This window comes from Pseudovibrio sp. Tun.PSC04-5.I4, from assembly GCF_900104145.1.
Taxonomy (GTDB): domain Bacteria; phylum Pseudomonadota; class Alphaproteobacteria; order Rhizobiales; family Stappiaceae; genus Pseudovibrio.
Genome location: NZ_FNLB01000006.1, coordinates 3,170,298 through 3,194,545 on the forward strand (window position 1 = coordinate 3,170,298; position 24,248 = coordinate 3,194,545).

A 24,248-nucleotide genomic window follows, 5' to 3' on the forward strand; every position below is an offset into this window, starting at 1 on the left:
CCGGGCTGGTCTCCTGACGGATCACGGACGACAACCAAGAGGGCGAAGGCACACCGGAAACGACGGCAGGGGATGAAGTCTGCAGAGCCATAGGTCACTGAGAAAAAATGCGCGAGTGTGCTGCATAGCTGTAACCTATTGTAAAATATAGAAGCCGCTCTGTGACATTATGTGGAAGTCTTTTTGTTCACAGTGAGTTGAGGAGCCACAGCGTTGACCTTGCAGCAAATCCAAACATAAATAACGATAACGTTACTTATGTTTGGAGAAAACCATGGCTCTGGAATTGAGAGATTTGCCCCGTGTGGGTTCGGTTGGGTTTCTACGCGTTGCACTTCTCGGAAACGCTTTGTTTTCGGCGGGGTGTGGGATTTTGATGTTAGCGATGCCCAGTACAGTGTCTGAGGCAATTGGGTGGCAAGGCCCTCATCTTTGGTTCTTTATTGGGGCAGGGCTTTTAGTGTTTGCGGGTGCTTTGGTTTGGCAAGGAGTTCAATCCAACCCGCCAAAGGCTTGGAGCCTTCTTTTTAGCATAGGTGACTATCTCTGGGTTGTTGGCACTGCTCTCTCAGCCATGTTTGCTTGTTCTCTGATGGATAGTGGTGGGTGGATATTTACATGGGGCGTTGCAAGCACCGTAGCGCTGTTTGGTACGCTTCAACTCATGGGTATTGTGAGGCTTTATCGGCAGACAGCTGTAGATTATGCTTTGGTTATATCTGTCGACGTGAAAAGCAACGTGGAGCAGTTTTGGCCTGTCCTTTCTGATCTTGGTGGCATCAAGAAACATACGCAAAACCTAGCCTCTTCGGAGCTTGTTGGAGGGAGAGACCCGAGTTTAGGCGTGAGGCGTGAGTGTGCTTCTCTGGATGGTGCAAGATGGGCGGAGACAGTGACTGCGTGGGTGCCAAGAGATGGATTTGATGTGATTTTCAATGCAGATGAACCAGATTTCCCATTTCCATTCCAAAAAATGCTGGGTGGATGGCGGCTCGTAACACGGCAAAACCAGACCACTGTGAGTGTATACTGGATAGTCGAGCCGAAAGTGCAATTGAGTATTGTCTTTCTTATGCCTGTTATGGAGTTGCGTATGCGAAAGGACATGGCTTCTACTATTAAAAGCATGGACCGGGCTGCGTTGAAAAAGAAGAAGCAAATGGACGAAGTTGCTTAGAGGCTGACGATGGAAAAGATCAAACCAGTACGCACGACTAAGCGTGGCAATAGCCGAGCAGATATTCTGAAAGCGGCTATGCTTGAGTTTATTGAGCGTGGTGTTGATGGGGTGCGTATGGAGCATGTTGCAGATCGTGCTGGTTACAATAAAGCGCTGGTTTATAAACACTTCAAGTCTAAAGAGCTGCTGTTTGAGGCTGTATTGACGGCGCGATTTGAGGAGCGGGAAAAGACACGCTCAAGTGTTTCCGGGTCGCTCTCTGAAATGTTGCTTGTGTGGTCTCAGGCGAACCAAAAAGATGCTGATTTCTTCAAGCTGCTCATGAGAGAGGCTTTAGATTTTGAGGGTGAAAAACTCGTCCATGCTGACCAAAGGCAAGCTTATTACGCTCAGCAAATTGCGGTGTTGGAAAAATTGAAAGAGGACGGGAAATTACCTTCTTCTCTGGATACTCAATACCTATTTCTGGCACTGCTTGGGATGCTTTCGGTTCCTCATCTTTTGCCTCAAGTCACTGAACTGGTTACAGGCACAGCGCCGGGCACCGAGATTTTTGAGCAGGGACAGGCTGTCTTTTTGGACGAGTTGGGTGAGTTTCTTTCGCCCAAATAAAAAGGGAGAGCCGAGGCCCTCCCTTATACAACTCACCATAACTGATGAATTAAGTAGCTTTGTTTGATGCGCGACCAGCACGTTTACGGTCATGCGGGTCAAGCAGTGCTTTACGCAGACGAATGGAATCGGGAGTGACTTCCACGAGTTCATCTTCCGCGATGTAAGAAAGTGCGCCTTCAAGGCTCAGATTGATCGGAGTCGTCAGCTTGACTGCATCATCCTTACCGGAGGAACGCATGTTGGTGAGCTGCTTGCCCTTCAACACGTTAACTTCCAAGTCGTTTCCGCGTGTGTGTTCACCAATGATCATGCCCTGGTACACTTTAGTACCTGGAGAAATCATCATTGGACCACGATCTTCGAGGTTAAACAGTGCAAACGCAACTGCGTGACCATCGCCATTGGAGAGAAGAACGCCCGTGTTACGGCCTTGAATTGCGCCTTTGAACGGCGCGTATTCATAGAATACACGGTTGAAGATTGCGGAACCGCGCGTATCTGACATCAACTCAGCCTGGTAACCAATAAGGCCACGGGTCGGAGAGTGGAATACCAGACGCGTACGTCCGCCGCCGGATGGGCGCATTTCAAGCAATTCGGCTTTGCGTTCTGTAAGCTTTTGAACAACAGCACCGGTGTATTCTTCGTCGACGTCGATGATGACTTCTTCGATTGGCTCAAGGCGCTTGCCGTTTGCGTCTTCCTGATAAACAACGCGTGGGCGGCCGACACAAAGTTCGAAGCCTTCACGGCGCATGTTTTCAATAAGAATTGCCAGCAGCAATTCGCCACGACCTGATACGATGAAAGCATCTGCTTCTGCAGTTTCTGCGATCTTCAGGGCGACGTTACCTTCAGCTTCTTTCATCAGACGTTCGCGGATAACGCGGGACTGAACTTTAGAACCTTCGGTGCCTGCAAGAGGGCCATCGTTCACGCGGAACATCATGGACAGTGTTGGCGGATCGATTGGCTGTGCCAAAATTGGCACGGTGACCTGTGGCGCAACGATTGTATCTGCAACAGTGGTCTTTGTAAGACCAGCAATAGAGACGATGTCGCCTGCGACGCCTTCTTCAATTGCCTGACGCTCAAGACCACGGAATGCGAGGACCTTGGAGATACGACCAGTTTCGACAACTTCACCATCACGTGTCAGTGATTTAACCGACATGTTTGGTGTTGCAACACCGGAGGCGATGCGACCTGTGAGAATACGACCCAAGAACGGATCTGATTCAATGGTTGTTGCCAACAGGCGGAATTCGCCTTCTTCAGACTCTGGCTCTTTAACATGATCGAGGATCATGTCGAAAAGAGGTGCCATGGATTCCTGAGGACCAGTGGCTTCCAGAGCCATCCATTCCTGTTTTGCAGAACCGTAGACGACAGGGAAGTCGAGCTGCTCTTCGTTTGCGTCCAGCGCGCCGAAGAGATCGAACACTTCATCCAGAACTTCGTCAGCACGCTGTTCTGGCTTATCAATTTTGTTGATCGCAACGATTGGCTTCAGGCCAAGCTTAAGCGCTTTGCCGAGCACGAATTTCGTCTGAGGCATCGGACCTTCAGCAGCATCAACAAGAAGAACAACGCCATCCACCATGTGTAGAATACGTTCTACTTCACCACCGAAATCGGCATGACCTGGGGTGTCAACGATGTTGATACGTGTGTTGTTCCAAACCAGCGAGGTGTTCTTAGCAAGGATGGTGATGCCACGTTCACGCTCGATGTCGTTGGAGTCCATCATGCGGTCTTGGGTGCGTTGATTCTCGCGGAAGACGCCGGACTGTCTCAACAGGACGTCGATCAGGGTCGTTTTGCCGTGGTCAACGTGGGCGATGATCGCAATATTGCGAAGTTTCATGGTGGCTCCGTTTGGCCATGGGAAGTCGTGACGTGTGGGAGGATTATGGGAGGCCCAATCCACGCCATTCCTTCAATTTAGGTTTTCTATAGTGAAAGATGGGCTCTTCTATCCTATTTTTGTGTCAATTCAAACAGGCTTGCTAAATAACCGCTAAGTATTTAGTCGGGCATACCTTTTCAGAGGCTGCCTTGCTTGTCTCGGGGCTTCTTGCCCCAAAAATGACGCAATTTATTAGAAGAACATATCTATATCCTACTGCTTACACGATATGCGTATCAGCAGTTTTACAAGCGCATAGGCTTTGTAAATTTGAGTTTAGCTCGCTCGTGTTATCTCATTATTCTTCGCAGAGGAAGCTATAATCTTCGAAAGTCAAAAGGCCTGACTTACGCATTAATCTGGATTGGATACCAATTTCCGCAAGTTCATAGGCATGAATCCATTGGCATTCATCAGGACATCTACCAATGATGTCAAAGCGTTGGCCGGCTTGTATTAAAAACTCTTCAAAGGGTGCCAGATTAAAGAACTGATCCTTGATACCCAACGATATTCCTTCGGTCAACGCGACAAATATCTCCTCGGACTCGGCATAAAGATTCCGCCACATTCGTCCAGGCTTATCTATCTGGTGGTGAAACGCGTAACCACGCTCACGAAAACTCGCTTGCAACTCCTGCTTTTGTTCTTCAAGTTTAGATACCTCAGGAAATAGCAAGCAATGCTCCTTCAATTTAGACCTTTGGATAAAATAAATTGCTGGTATGCGCCGGTTCAAAGACAGCCGCTTGACTACAAAAAGGAATATGACAATCTAATACCATTCAATATCGCAATATTGGGTATTGCAATCCCTAATATTTACACCAACTTATCCGGGGTGGGTAATTATAAAATAATAGAATACCCCTGTGCACGTAATCCCAAAAGTTGTTGGAAAGCCAATGCAATTTGCAACCCAGCAGTGGTTAGAAGAGTGGTTTGCACCCCTTGCCCCAAGTGAGGGATTGAGTGCAACCGGACATGAATGCGTTGAAGTGATTCGCATGACAACTGGCACAAAGCCTCGTGCAGTTATGTATTCACCAAGCATTCGTATAGTTTTCCAAGGGCTGGTTAGAGGGCATCTGGGTAGCCAGAGTTTTCTCTATTCACAGCACAGCTATGTTGCGCTTGTTTCTCCAATCCCGTTAGAGATTGAGATTATAGAAGCGTCGCGTGAAAAGCCGCTTTACGCCGTCAATCTGGCTATAGATATCAATGTTCTAGCCGAGTTGATGTTGTTGATCGAACAGGAGCCGCTCGAGTTTGAATATGGCGAAGCGCTTGGTCGACCTGCCCATTTGTCTGATGAAGCGCTATTTTCTGTTTGCCGTTTGATACAGACGCTAAATAACGAAGAACAAACGAAAATTCTCGCCGACAACTATTATCGAGAGTTTTTGTACCACGTGCTGAAATCCGACTATGGAGCGAGCCTTCGGGTGCTTTTCCAGAATAGTGAGAAATCACAGGGAATGGCGAGAGTTCTTCAGGTTTTGCATGAGGATTTCTCAACAAATTTAAGCGTCGATCAGATGGCCAAGATGGCGTGCATGAGCATTTCAGCATTCCATGCCGGGTTCAAAGGCGCTACTGGGCTGTCTCCGCTGCAATATGTGAAGTCAATTCGCTTGCACAAAGCGCGTTCTATGATGTTGAGCCAAAACATGAGCGCCAGTCAGGCGGCTTATCGTGTTGGGTATGCGAGTCCATCCCAATTCAGCCGTGAGTTTAAACGGTTCTTTGGTAGCTCACCTACTCAGGAAGCCGCAAAGTTCAGAACTTTGCCTTAAACGAGGCGGTTTTGGCAGATACGAATATCAGCACGTACTCCGTAACAATCGGGGTACGTGTTTTTTATTGCATGACCTTTGTAATTTCCCTAGGGTTGCCGTCCAATAATATTATTTTTCATGAAAATTGGTGAAGTGCATATTGGTTAGCTGAATGCCTTGCCTTGGGAATATGAAATGACAAAGGCAAGTGTCACTCCGCCTGAGCCGGTGCTTTCTGCCGGAAAAACTGCGGTATTTGGTGCGCTATTGGTCACGATTGGCCCACTCTCCATGTCACTTTATACGCCAGCGTTACCGGAACTTGCTGCAGCATTTGGAACAAGTGCGGCTATCGCGAAATTGACGCTGACTGTTTATTTCGCCGGTTTCACCTTTGCTCAGCTAATTTGTGGACCTCTGTCAGATGCGTTTGGTCGCCGACCTGTTATTGTTGGATTCTTCAGCCTCTATTTAGTGGGTAGTTTGCTTGCCTGGCTTGCTCCCAATATTGACAGTTTGCTTGTTGGGCGTTTGATCCAGGGTATTGGCGCTTCGAGTGGCATTGCTGTGGCCCGTGCGATTGTTCGGGATCAGTTTTCCGGTGAGGCCGGGGCTCGAATTATGAATTTGCTGGCTGTAATGCTTGGGATTGGACCGGCGTTATCCCCTAGCATTGGAGCGCTCACCCTAGGTGTTTTTGGGTGGCAGGCCATTTTTATTCTAATGGTGCTCTACGCGATTTTCATTCTTGTGATGACTTTGACAGCACTGCCGGAAACCAATCTTCATCGGGACGTGAAGCGCATCCAACCTAAGCGAATGCTGGAGTCTTATAAGACCTTGCTGTGTTCCTTTGAGTTTATGCGCCCATCTTTGATGTTAGGGTTTTCAATCGGCGTTATCTACACGCTCTCGACAGTGCTGCCATTCGCACTTATTGAGCGACTCGGTTTGACACCTCTGCAGTTCGGGTTCGGCATGATTTTACAATCCGGTTCCTTTTTTGCTGGAGGATTGGTGACGCGGTTGCTGCTGAAGAGGTTTAGCTCTGAATCTCTTTTAGCCCCAGCCTTGCTGCTTAGTGCTAGTGGAGGACTCGGTTTATTTGCAATCACACAAATCGGATACCTTAGTTTCCTTAGTATTATGGTCCCGGTTGGCGTCTTTGCGTTCGGTGCATCGATGGCGCTTCCGGCTTTATCTATGCGGGGGATGGAGCCGTTTCCCGAAATCGCGGGTGCTGCATCTGCGCTCATGGGTTTTATGCAAATGGCGGGTGGTCTTTGCGGAAGCTTTGTAGCAGCGGTGCTTGTACCTGATCCGATCGAGGCGCTTGGTATTGTGGTGCCCGGAATGGCCCTTACGGCACTTGTTATCTATTTTCTCCCAGTGAAGAAGAGAGAGCATCTGGATGAGCACACAGCACACCTTTAGGAGCTTTCTTCCCCTTTTCGTTGGTACCGGGGTGTCCCGCGTTGGTTGAGTGATGACAGTTTTGTGTTGTGACTGCCGTTGGGCTGCTTGATTTTTGCTGGAAACACGGGCAGGGGGAGGCTATGAGGGGCCTGAGAGGGAGAGGTGAAGTCCTTATGGCAGAGTTCAATCATCAGATGCTGGATAATTCCAAGCGACCGCTTGTTATGGGCATTCTCAATGTAACGCCTGACAGCTTTTCTGACGGAGGGCAATTTGATGCTCCCGCAGCAGCACTGATACATGCAAAAGAGATGATTGCTGAAGGTGCTGACATCATTGATGTCGGTGGGGAAAGTACGCGCCCAGGAGCAACCTTTGTTGAGGAGCAGGCCGAATTGGATAGGGTCCTGCCGGTACTGGATCTTCTGAAAAACTTGCCCGTTTTGATCTCCATTGACACCTACAAAGCGCGTGTTGCAGCTGAGGCATGTAAAGCCGGTGCGCACATCATCAATGATGTTTGGGGCTTGCAAAAAGACCCGGATATGGCGCGTGTGGTTGCGGATGCTGGTGTCCCTGTCATCATGATGTATAATCGCGTTGAGGTGGACGATACCCTCGATGTCATGGCTGACATGGAGCAGTTTTTTGCCCACTCTTTGAAACTGGCCCGTGATGCCGGTATCCCAGCGGAACACCAGATCCTTGATCCCGGTTTTGGGTTTGGTAAATCACTCTCACAGAACTATGAGATTTTGAAACGCTTCTCCGAGCTAAAAAAATATGGATGTCCTGTGTTGGCCGGTGCATCTCGTAAACGAATGATCGGTTACATTCTGGAAAATGAAGCTTCAGATCGTATGTGTGGTTCGCTGGCGGTGCATACTTTGGCACTGGCTGGTGGCGCGCAAATCATCAGAGCTCATGATGTGAAAGCACATGCTGATGCGACACGCATCTATCAGGCGATGAAAGAATTAGGCAGCAGCCAAGAATGACAGAAGAAAAGATTGTTGCAGCTCTCGGTCTGGGCTCAAACCTAGGTGACACCAAAGCGAATATTGATGCTGCTATTGCGGCACTGGGCGCAGTTGACGGTATCAATGTTCTCAAGAAATCATCAGATTACCGTACCCCGCCCTGGGGTCCGGTTCTGCAAGATGATTATCGCAATTGCTGTATTACACTTGAGACGTCTCTTTCGCCTCGTGCACTTTTGGATGCGGGCCTTGCGGTTGAACTGCAGTTGGGGCGTGTTCGTGATGTTCGGTGGGGCCCTCGGACGATCGACATTGATCTCCTGATCTACGACCATGCAAGCGTGGAAGAAGAGGGACTACAGGTGCCGCATCCACGTATGGGTGAGCGTGCGTTTGTGTTGATCCCCCTTACCGAAATTTGGCCAGATGCCGAATTGCTGGATGGGCGTACAGCAGCTGATGCGTTGATGACTTGCGGCGATAAAGAAGGCATCTACATGCTCTAGATGCCTTCGCTCGTGTTGTTCTGTTAAATGGTTTTCATGCGGGCCATCAGATTATCCTTCATGATAAATTGATGGTACAGAGCGCCGGCAACATGCAACGCGAATGATGCCAAGAGAACTGGGGCTGCCAGACCGTGCAATTCGACTGGTAGTACGGTGATGTTGATTGGCCATGCCTGCCAGTCTCCAGCAATTGCGATGTTCATCAAACCTGCAAGCAGTGACATGCTCATTCCTGAGAGAACGAGGGCGAGAGGTGCTAGGTATAAAAGCAGGTGAACGAGCTTTGAAACTGCGCGCATTGCAATGTTCCACGATGGGTCTGGAGCAGGGCGTGCATGTTTGAACAGCAGGATGATCCGGTAAACCAGAAATAATCCTGTAAGCCCTCCCAATGCGGCATGGGTCATGAAGACATTTAGTTTCGTGGGCGAAATTTCTGTTCCGACCAAAACCTTGCCTAGGATGAAGACCGTGATAATTGTAACGGCAAACAGCCAATGCAAAATGATTGTAGGAGGACTGTATTTGTTTTGAGAGGCCATCTATTTTATCCTTGGCGAAGAACACAAAACAACTTTAGTTTACATGTAAATTAGATGTCAATAATATAATGCGTAAAAATCCTCAGGGATCAAATGACTGAAACTGTCTCCTATCTGCCTTCTATGGGGCGGTTGCTCTATTCTCTCTCCGATTCCGCGTGTGCTCTGGCTGAAGAATTCTTGCGTCCCCACGATATTTCTCTCGCACAATGGGTCGTGCTATCCGCCCTTTGGGGGCAAGACTGTCTGAGCGTATCTGCTCTTGCGGAGTATTCTGGTAAAAAGACTGCAGCTCTTTCCCGGTTATTGGACCGGATGGAGAGTCGAGGGCTGGTAACGCGCGTGTCTGTTGTTGGTGACAAGCGCTCTGTGAATATTCATCTTACCAAAGAGGGGCAGGAGCTTTCTCATCTCATTGGTATGTATAAGCATGTGAATGGAATTCTGCTCTCTGATTTTTCTGAGGAGGAGCAACAGCAGTTGTTTCCGATGCTGGAAAGAATGTTGAAAAATGCCAATGGGCTTGCCGCAAGCTCTTAATGTTTAGAGTTCGAATTTAGGGTGTCTTTCAAAACTTTTGGTATCTCTGACATATATATTCATAAAAATTATATTTTGCCCTTGAAGCTATAGCGACTAGAGGTCTTATCTTCTTTTGCAATGGCAATATTGCATGGAGCGAAACATGTCTAGCGCGGACGATAGAAACCAAGTTGATCCCGATGTGAGCTCCGGAGAGCTTGAATCAAAGTCCTGTTGTTCACATGACCATCAACAAGAGCAAAAGAACACCAACTCCAATTGTGGGGGCGAAAGCAAAGCTCCGGCTGAAGGTGGGTCTAACTGCTCTTCCTCCTCTGAAAAAAAAGGAGGCTGCTGTTCTGGTAAAGCGAATGACGACCACAACCACGATCATACCCACGCTCATGATCACGACCATAGTCATACACAAATGGAAACCCACGCTCATACTCATACCGGTTGCGGTTGTTCCAGTCACAGCGAAGCGGCTATTCCTGATGTGACCAACTGGAAGGGCTCACGTTCTTTCCGTATTGAGGGACTTTGTTGCGCAGAGGAAATGGGTATTCTTCGACGCGTTGTCGGGCCAGTGGTTGGTGATAGTGAATACCTTGCCTTTGATGTGCTCAATGGCAAAATGATTGTCTCACCTGTTGCTAAAGATGTGCGGGATGATTTGATCATCAAAGCCGTTAACGGCACTGGTATGAAGGCAGCATTGTTTGTCGAGGAAGAGGCTGCTGATGCGCGTGTAAAACAGCATCGCCGCCTTGGAACCCTTACGACTACGAGTGGTTTATTTTGGGCTGTGGCTTTAGTGCTGCAATCTGCCCTATACTTTGCGAGCACAACTTCGACGGATCTATTTAGCGTTTTTGGATCCGTTCCTTCCGGCCCTGTTGAGATAATGTACCTCCTCGCGATTGTTGCTGGTTTGAGATTGGTGGCACCTAAAGGCTGGTATGCTCTCAAAACGTTACGTCCGGATATGAACCTGCTTATGCTTGTGGCAGTCATTGGTGCTGTTGGTATTGGCGAATGGTTTGAAGGCGCAACAGTTGCATTCCTGTTTTCTCTTTCACTTTATCTGGAAAGTTGGAGTGTTGGCCGAGCTCGAAGAGCCGTTGCGGCCTTGATGGATATCGCACCAAGCACAGTTCTTTTACTCAACGCTGACGGCACGGAAAAAGAGGTATCAGCGACAATCGTTACGCCAGGGGCGATCTTTATTGTTCGTGGTGGTGACCGTATTCCGCTCGACGGTGTCGTCCGTAAGGGTATTGGTAGCGTTGATCAGGCGCCGATCACTGGCGAGAGTGTGCCGGTGTTGAAGGAAGTTGGCGATAATGTTTACGCCGGTACGATTAACGGTGAGGGTAGTTTTGAAGTAGAAGCCACCAAGCCCGCTGATGACACAATGCTTGCCCGCATTATTCGTATGGTGAGTGAAGCGCAAGCAAACCGTGCAGCCGCTGAACAGTGGGTAGAGAAATTTGCGCGCGTTTATACGCCTGCAGTGATGGTGCTTGCTGTTCTTATGGCAGTGGTCCCCCCACTGGTATTCGGCGCTGTATGGATGGATTGGTTCTACCGTGCGCTAGTTCTGCTGGTTATTGCCTGCCCTTGTGCTTTGGTTATCTCAACACCCGTTTCCATCGTTGCTGGCCTTACTTCCGCGGCGCGGAATGGCGTTTTGATCAAAGGTGGCGTGTTCCTTGAGTTGCCTGCGCGATTGAAAGCACTCGCTTTTGATAAGACTGGTACTATTACAAACGGCTTGCCTGTCGTAACTGATGTTTACCCTCTGTCAGGTCATAGCGTTGAAGAGCTGATTAGACGGGCTGCTTCTTTGGAAGCTCGCAGCACTCACCCTCTTGCGAATGCAATTCTGACGCGTGCGAAAGAAGACAGTGTTGAGTATAAAGCAGCTGAAAATGTTGAGCTGCTACCGGGTCGGGGTCTTTCTGGTCAACGGAATGGAAAGAGCTATTGGCTAGGATCCCGCCGCTTTCTGAATGAGAAGAACTTTGATATTGGCGATGCTGATGCCAAAGCACGTGAACTGGAAGCACAAGGTAAGACTGTTGTTGCTGTCGGTACCGATAGCCATGTCTGCGGTTTGATTGCCCTTGCTGATACTGTTCGCGATACTGCTGGTGAACTGGTTAAACAACTTCACGAGGCGGGTGTTGAGAAACTGGTTATGTTGACCGGCGATAATAAGGCAACCGCAGAGCGTGTTGCTGCGTCTGTTGGCATTGATGAAGTCCACGCTGAACTTCTGCCAGAAGACAAGGTCGCAGCAGTTGAGCGACTTGCGGAAGAATATGAAACCGTCGCGATGATTGGGGATGGCGTGAATGATGCCCCAGCGATGGCGCGTGCCAGTTTTGGTATCGCTATGGGTGCTATTGGCTCAGATGCCGCGATTGAGACAGCTGATATCGCACTGATGAAAGATGATCTTTCTCGGTTGCCTTGGCTGATACAGCATTCCAAGCGAACACTTCGGATTATTCATCAGAACATAGGGTTCGCGTTTGTTGTGAAGGGAGTTCTGGTGGTGCTGACTGCTATGGGCTTTGCAAGTCTTTGGGCCGCAATCCTAGGCGATGTCGGTGCAACGTTGATCGTTGTTTCCAACGCATTGAGGCTTCTGAAGGACAAATCTGAGTAGCTTCGTCCCTGAAAATCTGAACACAGAAAGCCGAGGTCTTTATGAGGTCTCGGCTTTTTGTTGCCTATTTTACATAGAGAGCAGCTTCGTTGGCGATCTCTATATTACGGTTGCGTGCTGCACCCATGATCAGGAACCAATCAATCAGCGTCCAAATGCCCAGAGCACCAAAGGTAATCAGTTTCAAAATACCAAGAACAATTTGACCAGTGTAGAAGCGGTCAATGCCAAAGCTACCTAGAAACAGCCCTAAGACAAGAGCGACAACAGGGTTTTTTCTCTACCAGCGAAGATCATATCAAAATCTTCTCGTTTGTCGGCAGGAATGCAATCGCGCAGCATTTTGAGCTGCATAAAGTAATTCATTTTGTTCATAATGTACCTTTTGACACGCCAGCGCGTGTCGAATTGCAAGCAGATTGGCTAGATATAAGAGTTATTCCGCCCTCTTAAAGATCGTTGGGATTCTTACGCTTGGCGATCCACCAGCTTCCGGATACCCGGCCTGCAACCAGCCAGTATATAAAACCTGCGATGAAGCCGGCTGATGCTGCAATTGAAGAGCCAGGGCGTAGACCTTCTGTCGGATCGAGTGATGTTGAGGAGCTGGAGTAGGCAATGACGCTGCCTGCCTCATTGGTCGCGTAAAACAGATCCGTAGGCAGAGCACCACCAATTCCCCACAGGACCAAAGCGATGATGCCGCCTGCTGCGACGTGGTAGATTACGCCTTTCCATTTCATGAGTTCGGCAAAGCCAATAGCAAATCCGCTTGGGATGAGGGAGAGCGCGCCTATAATGCTTGCAGAAACGGCGGTGCTCCACGTGATCGCTAACATCTGAATAATATCAGCTTCAGGGCCGCCTTGAATACTCAGGGTTTTAAAAAAGCCCCACGAGATGAAAAGACCTGCTGCAATGATTGCTAGTGAGAAACCAAGGGCGATACGGAGTAGCTGAATGAAAAGCTTGGTTCCATCGATCACTGCTCTTAATCCTTTATCGTTGTGGGGTTCGGCTTTTCCAGAAAACAACAGCTGCCACTATGCAAATGATGACTTCAAATGCAAATGTCCAGTGTAAGACAAAGCTCCAGATATAGTTTTCATAGACAGCCGGTATTGTGATGAGCTCAATTTTCATTTGAGAAAAGGGAGCCATCCATAAAACTGGCGCCGCTATACTGTCCAATACCATATGCAGCATACTGCCAAAGCCGAGACCAAGGAGTGCAATGCTTAACCTCCTATGAAAACGGATTAAGAGTAGAGAAGTGATAATTACGATGACCCAAGTCACAGGCCAATGGGTAATATAGGACCTATGATGGGTGCTCTGACTATCGATCAGATAGAAATAAAACATATCGATATCAGGTAGGACTCCACCAATCGAAGTCCACAACACGATTGCTGCTGCGTCAATTTTATTGAGCTTCGCGCCTGCTTTGCCAAGCAAATAGCTGGCCGGTAAATGAGCAATAAACACTTTAAAATCCATTGATATAACAATTGGATGGCAGCTTTAGCTAAAAGTGTGGCAAGAGTGAGTGGCTTTTGTGCAAAATAAAACCCGGGTACGTTTTCCCGCCCCGGGTTTCGTATTAGTAACATGAGATTTTGAAATTATTGGGCCTTGCCTTCAGCCTGTGCTTTTTCAAGTGCTTCACGTTCTGTTTTACGAAGGCGTTCAGATGTCGATTTCAGCTGACCACATGCTGCGAAAATGTCCCGACCACGCGGTGTGCGGATTGGAGAGGCATATCCAGCTGCATTGACGACATCTGCAAAGCGTTCAATTTGTTCCCAGTCGGAACACTCGTACGGAGAGCCCGGCCATGGGTTGAACGGCAGCAGGTTGATTTTTGCAGGAATCCCAGCCAGCAGCTTCACCAGCTTCTTTGCATCCTGAAGGCTGTCGTTGACGTCCTTCAGCATCACATACTCAAACGTGATGCGCTTTGCGTTGGATACGCCTGGGTAATTACGGCAGGCATCAAGAAGTGTTTCCAGATTGTACTTCTTGTTGATTGGTACAAGCGTATTGCGCAGCTCATCGGTCACTGCGTGCAATGAGATTGCCAGCATACAGCCGATTTCATCACCAGTTCGTGCAATCCCCGGTGTAACGCCAGAGGTCGACAAGGTAATACGGCGCTTGGAAAGGGAAAGCCCATCGCCATCAGATGCGATGAGGAGTGCCTTTTTGACGTTCTCGAAATTGTAGAGCGGCTCACCCATGCCCATCATCACGAGGTTCGTAATGCGGCGGCGGTTGGATGTGGACGCACCCAAACCACCTTCCGGTGCATCTGCATCCGGGAAGTCGTTGAGGAGATCTTTTGCCAGCATCAACTGAGCTAAGACTTCTTCTGCTGTGAGGTTGCGCACCAACATCTGAGTGCCGGTATGACAGAAGGTGCAGGTGAGGGTACAGCCAACCTGTGAAGAGATGCAGAGCGTGCCGCGATCCTCTTCAGGGATGTATACAGTTTCAACCTCAACTGGCTTGCCCGCACCGCGTGATGGGAACCGGAAGAGCCATTTACGCGTACCATCGACGGAGATCTGTTCTGTAACGATCTCAGGACGCCCAATGGTAAACGCAAACTCAAGCTTTGTCCGAAGGTCCTTCGAGACATTGCTCATTTTGCTGAAATCAGAAACGCCGCGCACGTAGAGCCAATGCCACATTTGGTTGACGCGCATACGGATTTGGCGTTCAGGCACACCAGCTGTGGCAAGAGCTTTGCCAAGCTCCTCACGATTGAGGCCGATAAGGGACGGCTTGTCCTCTACAATACGAGGTATTGCAGGAGTGGATTTTACTGCGCTGACTGCCGCGGGATCAGCGGAGTTGTGCGCGATGTCTAACGAAACCGCCATGGTCAATTCACCAGTTGTTCTTAGATAGCTTGGGCTTTAAGCAGTCTTTCTTACAGGCGTATGAGCACCTGTTGCACCGCTGCTTTAAAAATGCGAGAGGCGGTCGCCAGTAGCAACCGCCTACGTACTCGGCACGCTTATAGCCGAAATCGCGTAGTTTGAAAATCCCAGATCTGAAATTGCGCGGCGGCAAGCTGGCGCAGGCACAAAATCCTCTGAGATTTCAAACTTTTATGTAATCAACGCCCTATTTACAGGCGTTAGATGCGTCTCGAACAGCAGCAGTAATGCCGCTCAAAGAGAATTTGTAGGATGTTTGGGTGCCCCGTGTGGACTGTCCAAAAACAGACATGGCTCTGCCTGCTTTCATGGCGTCAACCAAACGCTTTTCTTCTGCAGCGTTTTGAACCCAAGCCCCATCACCTTTGGTGAACATGGTAAATTTCTGGCCGTCAATGTCGGCTGTTACCAAGGAGCCTGCTTTAAATGGGTAACCCACTATAAAGCTCGGTTCGCTGTTTACACCTTCACTTGGACGGGTAGAAACAAAGAAGAAGACCTCTCCATGATTTCTATCAGTCGGCAGTGATTGTGTTGGTGCAGAAATGGCGTAACACACCTTTCCACCCGCTTGGGTGTTAAAGGTGTAGGTTGCCCAATCCTTGTTTTCTTTCAATAGGGCAGGAGACTGCGCATTTGCAGTCGCGCCCGAAATACCAAGAGCCATAATGGCAGTCATCAGGATACGTGCTTGCATCTTCTCCAAACCGCGTTGCGTGCGACAAAATCTAAGATTCCGTGCAGAACCCATAAAACGTAATGTTAGGGTTACTTTAAAGATGGTTACAAAAGGGTTGATACCCCGTTTTAGCAGATGCAAAAAATATCTGCCAATGAACCTGTTAGCACATGCTGGCTACAGAAATCTGGCGGGAGTGTGGCACGATCCGCCATAATATCAAGCGTAGTGTTCCCAGGTGAACTTTGCTTTGTTCTGTAAACCTCAGTAGATATGTATGAACACTGAGAATTTGGCTTAAACTGCTAGTAACTAAGGTCTAATTGCAGTGAAAGGCATAGATTTTGGGTGTTTTCTCAAACTAAATACCGACAATTCACCCAGTAAAATATATGGGCATCTTTCCACATAGTGTGCACAGATTGAGAGAATATCTTATTTTTTATTCGCTCTTAGCGCATTTTTTTATGGGCGGAAAAATATTTACGAAAGAGCGAATAAAACTAAAAATTTAGCTAGGGTGGTTTCTATGAGGAGAAATAAAGGATGCCACCTTTGGCCTTAGTTATTGAGATGGCGCGCCCTTATTACGAATCACTCAGGATTTGCTTTCAAAGCCAGGGACTTTTCGCCCGGTTCTGAAAATTGGTGCACCATGAACATGTTCCAATAGTGGGTCTTTAGGAGCGCCCGCTGTGATGGAGCGTTCTGCATATTTACCGTGTGCTCTGTATCGATCGTACAAAACCAATGCTGCTGCGACACCTACATTCAAACAGAATTTAGTTGGGATCTTCACTATGAAGTCACAACGGCTTTGCATTTCCTGTGAAAGGGAGCCGCGTTCCGGGCCCAGCACATAAGCAGCCTGAAGGGGGTGGCCGAAGCTTGGCAAGTCTATAGCGTCATCGGTCAGCTCAACACCAACTAGTTTACAGCCGCGCGGAAATTGCATGTCGCTGATCGAATTCCAAGCGAAATACGGCAGGTGATCCGGGCTTTTGGAGGTGTCCGCCTTCATGGCCTTACCAAGGCCTTTGATCTGTGCGTCTACGGTGAAGAAGTAGCTCGCTCCAAATGCGTGACCTGTCCGCATTAGTGTGCCAACATTCATGGATTTGGATAGCCCCTCAGAGCCGATAGCAAAAAAACCGCGCATGCCTTGGAATTCTCATTGTTGATGTTTGAGGCTACATACTCTCAACAATGGGTTTTCTGCAAGCCCAGAGGCGTAGGGCTCCGTCTTAACGTTGTTAAACTGACACCAATGACGGTTTTGAGGTTTGTTTTTGGGGTGTGCTAGGTTTCGAAGAGGAAAAGGGAGCCATAGCTCATGAAAGCCGTTGTCTGCGAAAAACTTGGGTCGCCAAGTGATCTGGTTATTCGAGAATTGGAAGATCCTTCTGCGGGGCCGGGGAAAGTTCTCGTTCGCGTTGAAGCGGCGGCCTTGAATTATTTTGATACGCTCCTCATTCAAGGCAAATACCAGTTTAAACCGGAATTACCGTTTTCGCCTGCTGGTGAGATGGCTGGTGTGGTTGAAGGTGTTGGTGAGGGCGTTACATCGTTTAAGGTTGGTGATCGGGTTGCTTCTTATACGAAGTGGGGCGCTGCTAAGGAGCTGTATGTTGCTCCTGAACATGAGCTGGTCGCTGTGCCTGATGAAGTTTCCCTAGAACATGCAGCTGGTGTTTTGATCACTTATGGCACTGCAATTCATGGATTGCGTGGGCGTGCCAATTTGCAAAAAAGCGAGACTGTTGCCGTTCTTGGTGCGTCCGGTGGGGCAGGGCAGGCGGCTGTTGAGGTTGCGAAGCTGATGGGGGCGAGGGTCATTGCCTGCGCTTCATCACAGGATAAGCTCTTACATGCCAAAGCCTGTGGTGCTGATGAGTTGGTGAACTATTCTATAGGTGGGTTGAAGCAACGCCTAAAGGATCTCACCGGCGGTAAGGGGCTTGATGTTACCTATGACACCATTGGGGGTGATCATGCCGATGATGCATTGAGAGCTATGGGATGGCGTGGACGCTATCTCGTGGTTGGTTTTGCGGTCGGGTACAATTCAACAAATTCCGGCGAACCTAGCACTTCTTAAAGGCTGCGATATTCTCGGAGTGTTTTGGAGTGAGGCTGTTGTTCGGGAGCCGGAAGAGCATCGCAACGACTGCGCGCAACTGTTTGCATGGGTCGCGGAAGGCAAATTGAGGCCGCACATTTACGCAAAATACAGTTTGGAAGACATAGCCAAAGGATTGGAGGATATTTCCAGTCGCAGAGCTAAGGGCAAGGTTTTGTTGATACCATAAAGGACGTGGGAGATTGCTCTCCCACTATCGAAATTAGGCTTCCAGAATTGCAAGGACTGGTGCGTGGTCAGATGGTCTTTCCCAGCCGCGCGCGTCTCTTATAATCTGAACGTCTTTTGTGTGAGCAGCCGTTTCTGGTGTCATCCATACGTGATCCAGTCGACGACCTTTGTTAGAGGTTGACCAGTCTTTTGCGCGGTAGCTCCACCATGTGTAGATCTTCTGATCTAATGGCATGTGCTTGCGCATGGTATCAACGTAGTTGCCTGCTTCTCGAACATCTTCGAGACGTTGGCATTCTAACGGCGTGTGGGAAACAACTTTCATGAGCTGTTTGTGGGACCAGACGTCATTTTCATAAGGGGCGATGTTTAGATCGCCAACAACGACTGATTGGCCATCAAAGCTTTTAAAGTAGCTTTCCATTTCATCCAGAAACTGAAGTTTATGAGCGAACTTGTCGTTCTGTTCAGGGTCGGGAATGTCGCCACCAGCGGGCACATAGAAGTTATGGATGCGGACTTTGCCACCATTGAATGCAACATCCGCTGCGATGTGACGCGTATCGCCCATCTCACAGAACTCTTTACGTTCCACATTTTCGAGTGGCAGGCGTGAGAGAAACGCTACGCCGTGGTAGCCTTTCTGACCGTGCACTTCGACGTGACGATAACCCAGCTTGTTAATCGCAGCAGTTGGAAAGCTGCCATCTGGACATTTGGTTTCCTGCAGGCACAGAACGTCTGGTGCGTGGTCGAGTAACATTTTCTCTACAATAGGAAGGCGGAGGCGGACTGAGTTAATGTTCCACGTAACAATTTTGAGGCGGTTCGTCATTTGCGGATCTGTACCTGATTATGGGAATCACCCCTCGAACCTAAGGGTTAGGGGAGCTTCTGACCAGCAATAATCCGAGAGTTCCTCGGTTTTGTTCACGTTATATTCTTGAAGATGAGTGCTAAATTGCGACTAAAACCCAATGTTTCGTGCTGGTTGCTTGTTAGCGCGATGGTGGCACTCTTTTCCTAAATATGCTGGGTGCAATTGTTGGCTGGCATTACGGTTAGGAAGAGTGACGCATGAAACGCACTTTGATGATTGGGTGTTGTGTTGTAGCTGGCGTGTTGGCTCAAAGTGCAAGCAGCAACAGTCTCTCGACACGTTCTGGTTCAGTCGATTATCCCGGATTTCGTCATATACAGTTTAATGAACGTGGCGATATTATTCCGCCAATCAAGCCATTAGACCGACCTGTTGAACCGGGGGATAGCTTGAGGCCAGGACAGGCACAGCCTTATTTACCTACAACTCGGGATGCTGATCACCCGACCTTCAACCCGCCTCCTGGTGCTTATCCGCCGGGATCTGCACGGCCGGGGTCATTGCCTCCGCCGTTGCCAGGGCCTTCTGGTCCTCTTCGTTCTGCTCCTCCAATTGTTGGTTTGCCGGGACCTGCCGGACCAGCGTCAGGACCTTCCTATGGACGGTGATCGTTTGTACAGCGCCAGGAGAATAATGATGACGCGCTTGATGTGGGCACTTGTTGGCCTCGTTTTTCTAATGATGCTTATGTACGCGAATGATGCTTTTGCGCAGAGGGGGCATGCTGGGTATACGACGACCGGCGTGAATATGCGGACTGGTCCGGGAATAAGATACCCTGTGATCACGACAGTCCCTGCGGGCGGTGTTGTCTTCATCAGTTATTGCACTAAGAATGGAGCATGGTGCGATCTGACTTTTCGGGGTTCTCCAGGGTGGATTTCTGCGAAATACATTCGATATGGTGCTGAGGGGCCGTATTACTCGCGCGCGCTTCCTTATGTTGCGCCGTATATCGGTCTGCCCTTCGTGTATCGTCGTCATCAGGTTTATCCACGATACCCGCGCTGGAGACCTCAGCCCCGACGGCCTTACCCTCCACGGAGAATTCCGGCTTATCCGTTGCGGCCTGCTGATCCAATTGAAATACCCGCAATACCGCTGAGGCCTTCGCGGCCAGCCGCACCGCGGTCTATTCCGGCAACGCCACTGTCTCCTGCACGGTGAGAGAAAGCTCGCGGATGATCTCCGCGAGCCCGGATTGAGTTAGATTTTGTGCTGCCATGGGCTCTGGTGATAAGCGTAGGCATCTCCGATCCGGCGAACATGACCGAGACCCGGGAAAGCATGATGGATGCCGAGGACGGGTGTGCGATCTGATGAAACGCGATCCATTATCTTCCGGCGTGTTTGCCGTGCCATTTCCTGATCTGTATCGAAGGCAATTGTCCAATCAGGATTTCCAAACTGTAAGGCAGAAGAGTTGACTGTATCTCCCCAGATGAGGACCTCCTCATTGTTGGAATGAATGCGTATTCCCATATGGCCGGGTGTGTGACCGGGCAAATGCACAGCATCAAAACCTTTCAGGAATTCACCGTCCTTTTCTACCAGTGTTGTTCGGTTTTTGTATGGGGCACTGTATGTCCGCGCGAGATCGAAGAAACCCTGAAGAGATTTTGGAGATTGAGACCTATAGCCATCATCATGCCAAAAATCGTAGTCCAGTTTATGAGTGATAAATTCGGCATTCGGGAAAAGCTTTTCGCCTGATTTTGTTGCCAATCCGCCAATGTGGTCTACGTGTAGATGAGTTAATATGACGGTATCTACATCGGCAGCGTTGTAGCCTGCACGCTTCAAGTTTTGATGGAAGCGCCCAGCTGTGGGGCCAAGAAGGTCATCAGTTCCGGTATCTATTACAATCAGTTTGTCGCCTGTGTTTGCAATAAACCCATTGACGGATATGGTCATTTTCTCCGTATTTGGGTCCCGGAAATTATGCTCAAGAGTATCTGCTGCCGTTTGTTGGTCAAATCCGGTGACCAGTGCAGGGTCTAGCGCGAGATAGCCATCCAGAATAGCTGAGACTTCTATGTCTCCGACGTTGAAACGGTAGATGCCGGGCACTTGGCTACCAAGTTTTGGGGCCGCCGAATAAACGGAGGAAGAAAGAACCGGTGTTATTGCTGCTGCACCTGCAATTGCGGCGGTTCTGGAAAAAAATGAACGACGAGTAATTGGCATCTTGGGGTCCTTAATATTGGGTGATGAGTGCAATATTGTTGGTCTTGCACTGGAAGTGCAGAGGCCTGACCCTTATCTTGGACATAAGCAGTGCTTATGGGGTTGAGATGGACTTGTTGAATTTGCTGGATAGTTTTGTGCGCGTTGTTGATAGCGGCTCCTTGAGTGGAGGCGCTCGTCTTCGCAAAATTAGTCAGCCAGCAATGAGTCAGCAGTTGACGATGTTGGAGGCGCATTTTGAGCAAGAGCTTGTGTTTCGGACAAATAAAGGCACTCAGCCAACACCTGCAGGCAAGTTGATTTATGAGCATGCTCGCTTGCTGCTTTTGCAAACAACCAAAATGTATTCTGAGATTGAGGAGCTTTCTGGTGCGGAGCATGGCGCTCTTGTTTTGTCCGTCTCTCAGCCATTGGGGGCGGAGGTTGTTACGCCGTTGATGTTTGAGTTGCGCAAAACTTACCCGGATTTGGCGATTTCTCTGCGGATGGAAGACGGCCTTGTTGATGTTATTCGAGATGGTGTGGATCTGGCCATTCGAACAGGAGATATTGGTTTTACCTCCGGCATTTCGCGACGCATAGCGACGATTGATACTTGTTTGGTGGCCAGCCCTGAATACCTCGCGAAGGTGCAAATCCCTGAAGACCCATTTGACCTGACACCTCTCAACTACATCCAGTACCAAGATGGTAATCGTGTTGACTCCCTTGAGCTTCGCCGGGATGGGAAGGTTCATAGTGTTCCTGTGCAGGTGGGTTTTATTGCTGGGCACCCACAAGTGATGGTGCAAGCTCTTCTCAACGGAGTTGGATATACCCGAATGCCGGTCTTTATGGCGCAGAAGTTTCTAGACACTGGCGAGTTTGTGCAGCTGTTGACAGATTGCCTGTGCGAGGAAAAACCAGCCTATCTGGTCTATCCATCTCGGGACACATTGAGCCGGCGCACCGAAGTATTTATTGAAGCTTTGATCGAGCGAATGCGTGCCGTGAAAGGTATTCGGCTTGCTGGGCAACGCACATTGGCTGCTGCGCAACAAGCCTGATGATTGACTCTATACTGGTTAGATTAACTCGTCTGCACGTTCATCAACGATGCGGACAATATCTGACATGATATCGGTTAGGTGGAAATCTTTCGGGGTGTAGACCGCAGCAACTCCAGCTTTTTTGAGTGCTTGGGCGTCCTCAATCGGGATAATCCCTCCAAGGATTAATGGTATATCCTCAACGCCGCATTCTCTCATTTTCGCCAGTACATCGTGCACCAGCGCCAGATGAGAGCCGGATAGGATGGAAAGACCTATGACATGTACGCCTTCTTCCAGTGCAGCGTTGACGATCTGCGCTGGTGTTAGGCGGATGCCCTCGTAAACGACTTCCATACCGCAATCACGGGCACGAACTGCAATTTGCTCTGCACCGTTTGAATGTCCGTCTAGGCCTGGCTTGCCAACGAGGAACTTGAGGCGACGACCCAGTCGATTCGAGAGTTTGGTGACGCTTTCCTGAACTTCAGAAAGATTGCCGTTATCATCCTGAGTAGCTTTGCCAACACCGGTTGGCGCGCGATATTCGCCAAAAACTTCTCTGAGGGCTGTTCCCCATTCGCCTGTGGTTGCGCCTGCTTTTGCTGCAGTGATGGAAGCTTCCATAACGTTGGTGTTTGAAGATGCGGCGGCGCGAAGTTCTTGCAGTGCGGCTTGGACCGCGTTTTCGTCTCGCTGGGCGCGCCATGCCTGAATGCGTTGGATTGCTTCTTCTTCCACATGCTCGGGCACTGTGAGGATGCCGCCATCTTCATCAGATGCGAGTGGGGATGGTTCTGTTTCCGTCCATTTATTGACGCCAACAACGATTTGCTCGCCATCTTCAATAGCAGAGAGGCGCTTGGAATTGGATTCCACGAGTTTTTGCTTCATGTAGCTGGATTCAACGGCAGCAACTGCGCCGCCCATTTCTTCTACGCGAGCAAGTTCTTCTCGTGCTTGTGCTTTGAGGCTTTCGACCTTGGCTTCAATTTCCTTGGAGCCATCGAAGATATCGGCATATTCCAACAAGTCAGTTTCATAGGCCATGATTTGCTGCATACGGAGGGACCATTGCTGGTCAAATGGGCGCGGTAGGCCTAATGCTTCGTTCCATGCTGGCAACTGCACAGCGCGGGCGCGGGCATTTTTGGAAAGAACCACTGCCAGCATCTCTGTCAGAATCCGATAAACGTTATTTTCCGGCTGCTGTTCAGTCAACCCTAAAGAGTTGACCTGAACGCCATAGCGGAATCGCCGGAACCGTTCCTCTTCCACGCCGTATCGCTCGCGGCAAATTTCATCCCAAAGTTCTGTAAACGCGCGCATTTTGCACATCTCAGTGATGAAACGCATTCCAGCGTTCACAAAGAAAGAAATGCGGCCAACGAGGCGTGGGAAGTCGCTTTCGGAAATAACACCGGAGGCCTTTACGTTGTCCAAAATTGCAATCGCAGTTGCCAGAGCGAACGAGAGTTCCTGCACCGGTGTCGCCCCGGCCTCTTGTAAATGATAGGAGCACACGTTCATTGGATTCCACTTGGGCATGTTCGTGTAGGTCCACGCAATCACGTCTGTTGTTAGCCGCATAGATGGTGCTGGCGGGAAAACGTAGGTGCCTCGGGAGAGGTATTCTTTGATTAAGTCATTCTGGGTGGTTCCAGCAAGCAATGTGCGGTCTGCGCCTTGCTCGTCTGCTGCGGCAATATAAAGAGCCAGCAACCATGGAGCGGTCGCATTGATCGTCATGGAGGTGTTCATGCGCTCAAGCGGGATTTCCTCAAACAAGGCGCGCATGTCTCCCAAATGAGAAACCGGTACGCCTACTTTGCCGACCTCGCCGCGAGACAACTGATGATCTGGATCGTAGCCTGTTTGGGTGGGTAGATCGAAGGCAACGGAAAGGCCTGTCTGACCTTTTGCAAGGTTCGTACGGTAGAGCCGGTTGCTGTCAGTTGCGTTAGAGTGACCTGCATAGGTCCGGAACATCCAGGGACGATCCTTAATTGCTCCTTTAGGTGAGCCGGTACTCATAGTCTATTGCCTCCCTGATCCCGTCTGCATTTTATAAAAGATAGGATCATATTTCT

Annotated in this window: 22 protein-coding genes and 2 pseudogenes; 12 read left to right on the forward strand and 12 right to left on the reverse strand. The window is 49.3% G+C overall.

Annotated elements, in window-relative coordinates; all coding sequences use genetic code 11:
• Positions 1-274 precede the first annotated feature (274 nt).
• Together BLS62_RS20040 and BLS62_RS20045 are read left to right on the forward strand one after the other, a co-directional pair.
• Positions 275-1,177: an SRPBCC family protein gene (locus BLS62_RS20040; protein WP_093184659.1), complete on the forward strand. Its 903-nt coding sequence runs from the start codon at positions 275-277 to the stop codon at positions 1,175-1,177.
• Positions 1,178-1,186: 9 nt separating this feature from the next.
• The gene (locus tag BLS62_RS20045) at positions 1,187-1,792 is read left to right on the forward strand and encodes a TetR/AcrR family transcriptional regulator (protein WP_093184664.1); all 606 of its coding nucleotides are present in this window, start codon (positions 1,187-1,189) and stop codon (positions 1,790-1,792) included.
• Between the two features lie 49 nt (positions 1,793-1,841).
• Here BLS62_RS20045 and typA read toward each other — a convergent pair whose 3' ends face one another.
• Both typA and BLS62_RS20055 read right to left on the reverse strand, forming a co-directional pair.
• A complete protein-coding gene (typA, locus tag BLS62_RS20050) occupies positions 1,842-3,662 on the reverse strand; it encodes a translational GTPase TypA (RefSeq protein WP_093184668.1) in 1,821 nt (606 codons plus the stop codon).
• Positions 3,663-4,002: 340 nt separating this feature from the next.
• On the reverse strand, positions 4,003-4,383 hold the full coding sequence (locus BLS62_RS20055) for a hypothetical protein (RefSeq protein ID WP_093184672.1): 381 nt from the start codon (positions 4,381-4,383) through the stop codon (positions 4,003-4,005).
• Positions 4,384-4,609: 226 nt separating this feature from the next.
• On the opposite strand from BLS62_RS20055, the gene BLS62_RS20060 reads away from it, so the two are divergent.
• The 4 genes from BLS62_RS20060 (at position 4,610) to folK (ending at position 8,384) form a co-directional block, all read left to right on the forward strand.
• Positions 4,610-5,500 carry an AraC family transcriptional regulator gene (locus BLS62_RS20060; protein WP_208990980.1) on the forward strand — a complete coding sequence of 297 codons (891 nt, stop codon included), beginning with the start codon at positions 4,610-4,612 and terminating at the stop codon, positions 5,498-5,500.
• Between the two features lie 177 nt (positions 5,501-5,677).
• Complete coding sequence (locus BLS62_RS20065; protein ID WP_093184678.1) at positions 5,678-6,916, forward strand: multidrug effflux MFS transporter; 1,239 nt, start codon at positions 5,678-5,680, stop codon at positions 6,914-6,916.
• 155 nt (positions 6,917-7,071) lie between these two features.
• Complete coding sequence (gene folP / locus BLS62_RS20070) at positions 7,072-7,896, forward strand: dihydropteroate synthase (protein ID WP_093184682.1); 825 nt, start codon at positions 7,072-7,074, stop codon at positions 7,894-7,896.
• Positions 7,893-8,384: a 2-amino-4-hydroxy-6-hydroxymethyldihydropteridine diphosphokinase gene (folK, locus tag BLS62_RS20075; RefSeq protein WP_093184686.1), complete on the forward strand. Its 492-nt coding sequence runs from the start codon at positions 7,893-7,895 to the stop codon at positions 8,382-8,384. Before folP ends, folK begins: the two co-directional genes overlap by 4 nt.
• A gap of 23 nt (positions 8,385-8,407) precedes the next feature.
• On the opposite strand, the gene BLS62_RS20080 is transcribed toward folK, so the two are convergent.
• Positions 8,408-8,929, reverse strand: a complete 522-nt coding sequence (locus BLS62_RS20080) for a cytochrome b (protein WP_093184691.1) — start codon at positions 8,927-8,929, stop codon at positions 8,408-8,410.
• Between the two features lie 93 nt (positions 8,930-9,022).
• Between BLS62_RS20080 and BLS62_RS20085 the strand changes: the two genes are divergently transcribed.
• Both BLS62_RS20085 and BLS62_RS20090 read left to right on the forward strand, forming a co-directional pair.
• The gene (locus tag BLS62_RS20085; protein WP_093184695.1) at positions 9,023-9,469 is read left to right on the forward strand and encodes a MarR family winged helix-turn-helix transcriptional regulator; all 447 of its coding nucleotides are present in this window, start codon (positions 9,023-9,025) and stop codon (positions 9,467-9,469) included.
• 145 nt (positions 9,470-9,614) lie between these two features.
• Positions 9,615-12,128 (forward strand): heavy metal translocating P-type ATPase, encoded by a 2,514-nt coding sequence (locus tag BLS62_RS20090; RefSeq protein WP_208990981.1) that lies wholly within the window; start codon positions 9,615-9,617, stop codon positions 12,126-12,128.
• Between the two features lie 64 nt (positions 12,129-12,192).
• Here BLS62_RS20090 and BLS62_RS20095 read toward each other — a convergent pair.
• From BLS62_RS20095 to BLS62_RS20120, 6 genes and pseudogenes are all read right to left on the reverse strand, one after another.
• Positions 12,193-12,396 (reverse strand): annotated as a pseudogene (locus tag BLS62_RS20095) (TM2 domain-containing protein); the annotation flags it as partial.
• A gap of 181 nt (positions 12,397-12,577) precedes the next feature.
• A complete protein-coding gene (locus BLS62_RS20100; protein WP_093184710.1) occupies positions 12,578-13,114 on the reverse strand; it encodes a translation initiation factor 3 in 537 nt (178 codons plus the stop codon).
• A gap of 13 nt (positions 13,115-13,127) precedes the next feature.
• Entirely contained in the window at positions 13,128-13,628 is a 501-nt protein-coding gene (locus tag BLS62_RS20105; protein ID WP_093184716.1) for a metal-dependent hydrolase, read from the reverse strand.
• Between the two features lie 125 nt (positions 13,629-13,753).
• Positions 13,754-15,013: a dual-specificity RNA methyltransferase RlmN gene (gene rlmN / locus BLS62_RS20110; RefSeq protein WP_093184721.1), complete on the reverse strand. Its 1,260-nt coding sequence runs from the start codon at positions 15,011-15,013 to the stop codon at positions 13,754-13,756.
• A 247-nt stretch (positions 15,014-15,260) separates the two neighbouring features.
• Positions 15,261-15,770: an invasion associated locus B family protein gene (locus BLS62_RS20115; protein ID WP_244283601.1), complete on the reverse strand. Its 510-nt coding sequence runs from the start codon at positions 15,768-15,770 to the stop codon at positions 15,261-15,263.
• 580 nt (positions 15,771-16,350) lie between these two features.
• Complete coding sequence (locus BLS62_RS20120) at positions 16,351-16,911, reverse strand: RNA methyltransferase (RefSeq protein WP_093184726.1); 561 nt, start codon at positions 16,909-16,911, stop codon at positions 16,351-16,353.
• A 174-nt stretch (positions 16,912-17,085) separates the two neighbouring features.
• On the opposite strand from BLS62_RS20120, the pseudogene BLS62_RS20125 reads away from it, so the two are divergent.
• A pseudogene (locus tag BLS62_RS20125) lies at positions 17,086-18,061 on the forward strand (NADPH:quinone oxidoreductase family protein).
• 33 nt (positions 18,062-18,094) lie between these two features.
• Here the strand turns inward: BLS62_RS20125 and xth are convergent.
• Positions 18,095-18,898, reverse strand: a complete 804-nt coding sequence (gene xth, locus BLS62_RS20130) for an exodeoxyribonuclease III (RefSeq protein WP_200798547.1) — start codon at positions 18,896-18,898, stop codon at positions 18,095-18,097.
• Positions 18,899-19,140: 242 nt separating this feature from the next.
• On the opposite strand from xth, the gene BLS62_RS30825 reads away from it, so the two are divergent.
• Both BLS62_RS30825 and BLS62_RS20135 read left to right on the forward strand, forming a co-directional pair.
• Positions 19,141-19,551, forward strand: a complete 411-nt coding sequence (locus BLS62_RS30825; protein WP_143521584.1) for a hypothetical protein — start codon at positions 19,141-19,143, stop codon at positions 19,549-19,551.
• Positions 19,552-19,576: 25 nt separating this feature from the next.
• Positions 19,577-20,110 carry an SH3 domain-containing protein gene (locus BLS62_RS20135; RefSeq protein ID WP_208990982.1) on the forward strand — a complete coding sequence of 178 codons (534 nt, stop codon included), beginning with the start codon at positions 19,577-19,579 and terminating at the stop codon, positions 20,108-20,110.
• A gap of 39 nt (positions 20,111-20,149) precedes the next feature.
• Here the strand turns inward: BLS62_RS20135 and BLS62_RS20140 are convergent, their stop codons facing one another.
• Entirely contained in the window at positions 20,150-21,130 is a 981-nt protein-coding gene (locus tag BLS62_RS20140; protein WP_093184734.1) for an MBL fold metallo-hydrolase, read from the reverse strand.
• A gap of 107 nt (positions 21,131-21,237) precedes the next feature.
• Between BLS62_RS20140 and BLS62_RS20145 the strand changes: the two genes are divergently transcribed.
• Positions 21,238-22,176: a LysR family transcriptional regulator gene (locus BLS62_RS20145; protein ID WP_093184742.1), complete on the forward strand. Its 939-nt coding sequence runs from the start codon at positions 21,238-21,240 to the stop codon at positions 22,174-22,176.
• 18 nt (positions 22,177-22,194) lie between these two features.
• Here the strand turns inward: BLS62_RS20145 and BLS62_RS20150 are convergent, their stop codons facing one another.
• Positions 22,195-24,192, reverse strand: a complete 1,998-nt coding sequence (locus BLS62_RS20150) for a protein meaA (RefSeq protein WP_093184746.1) — start codon at positions 24,190-24,192, stop codon at positions 22,195-22,197.
• Between the last annotated feature and the right edge of the window lie 56 nt (positions 24,193-24,248).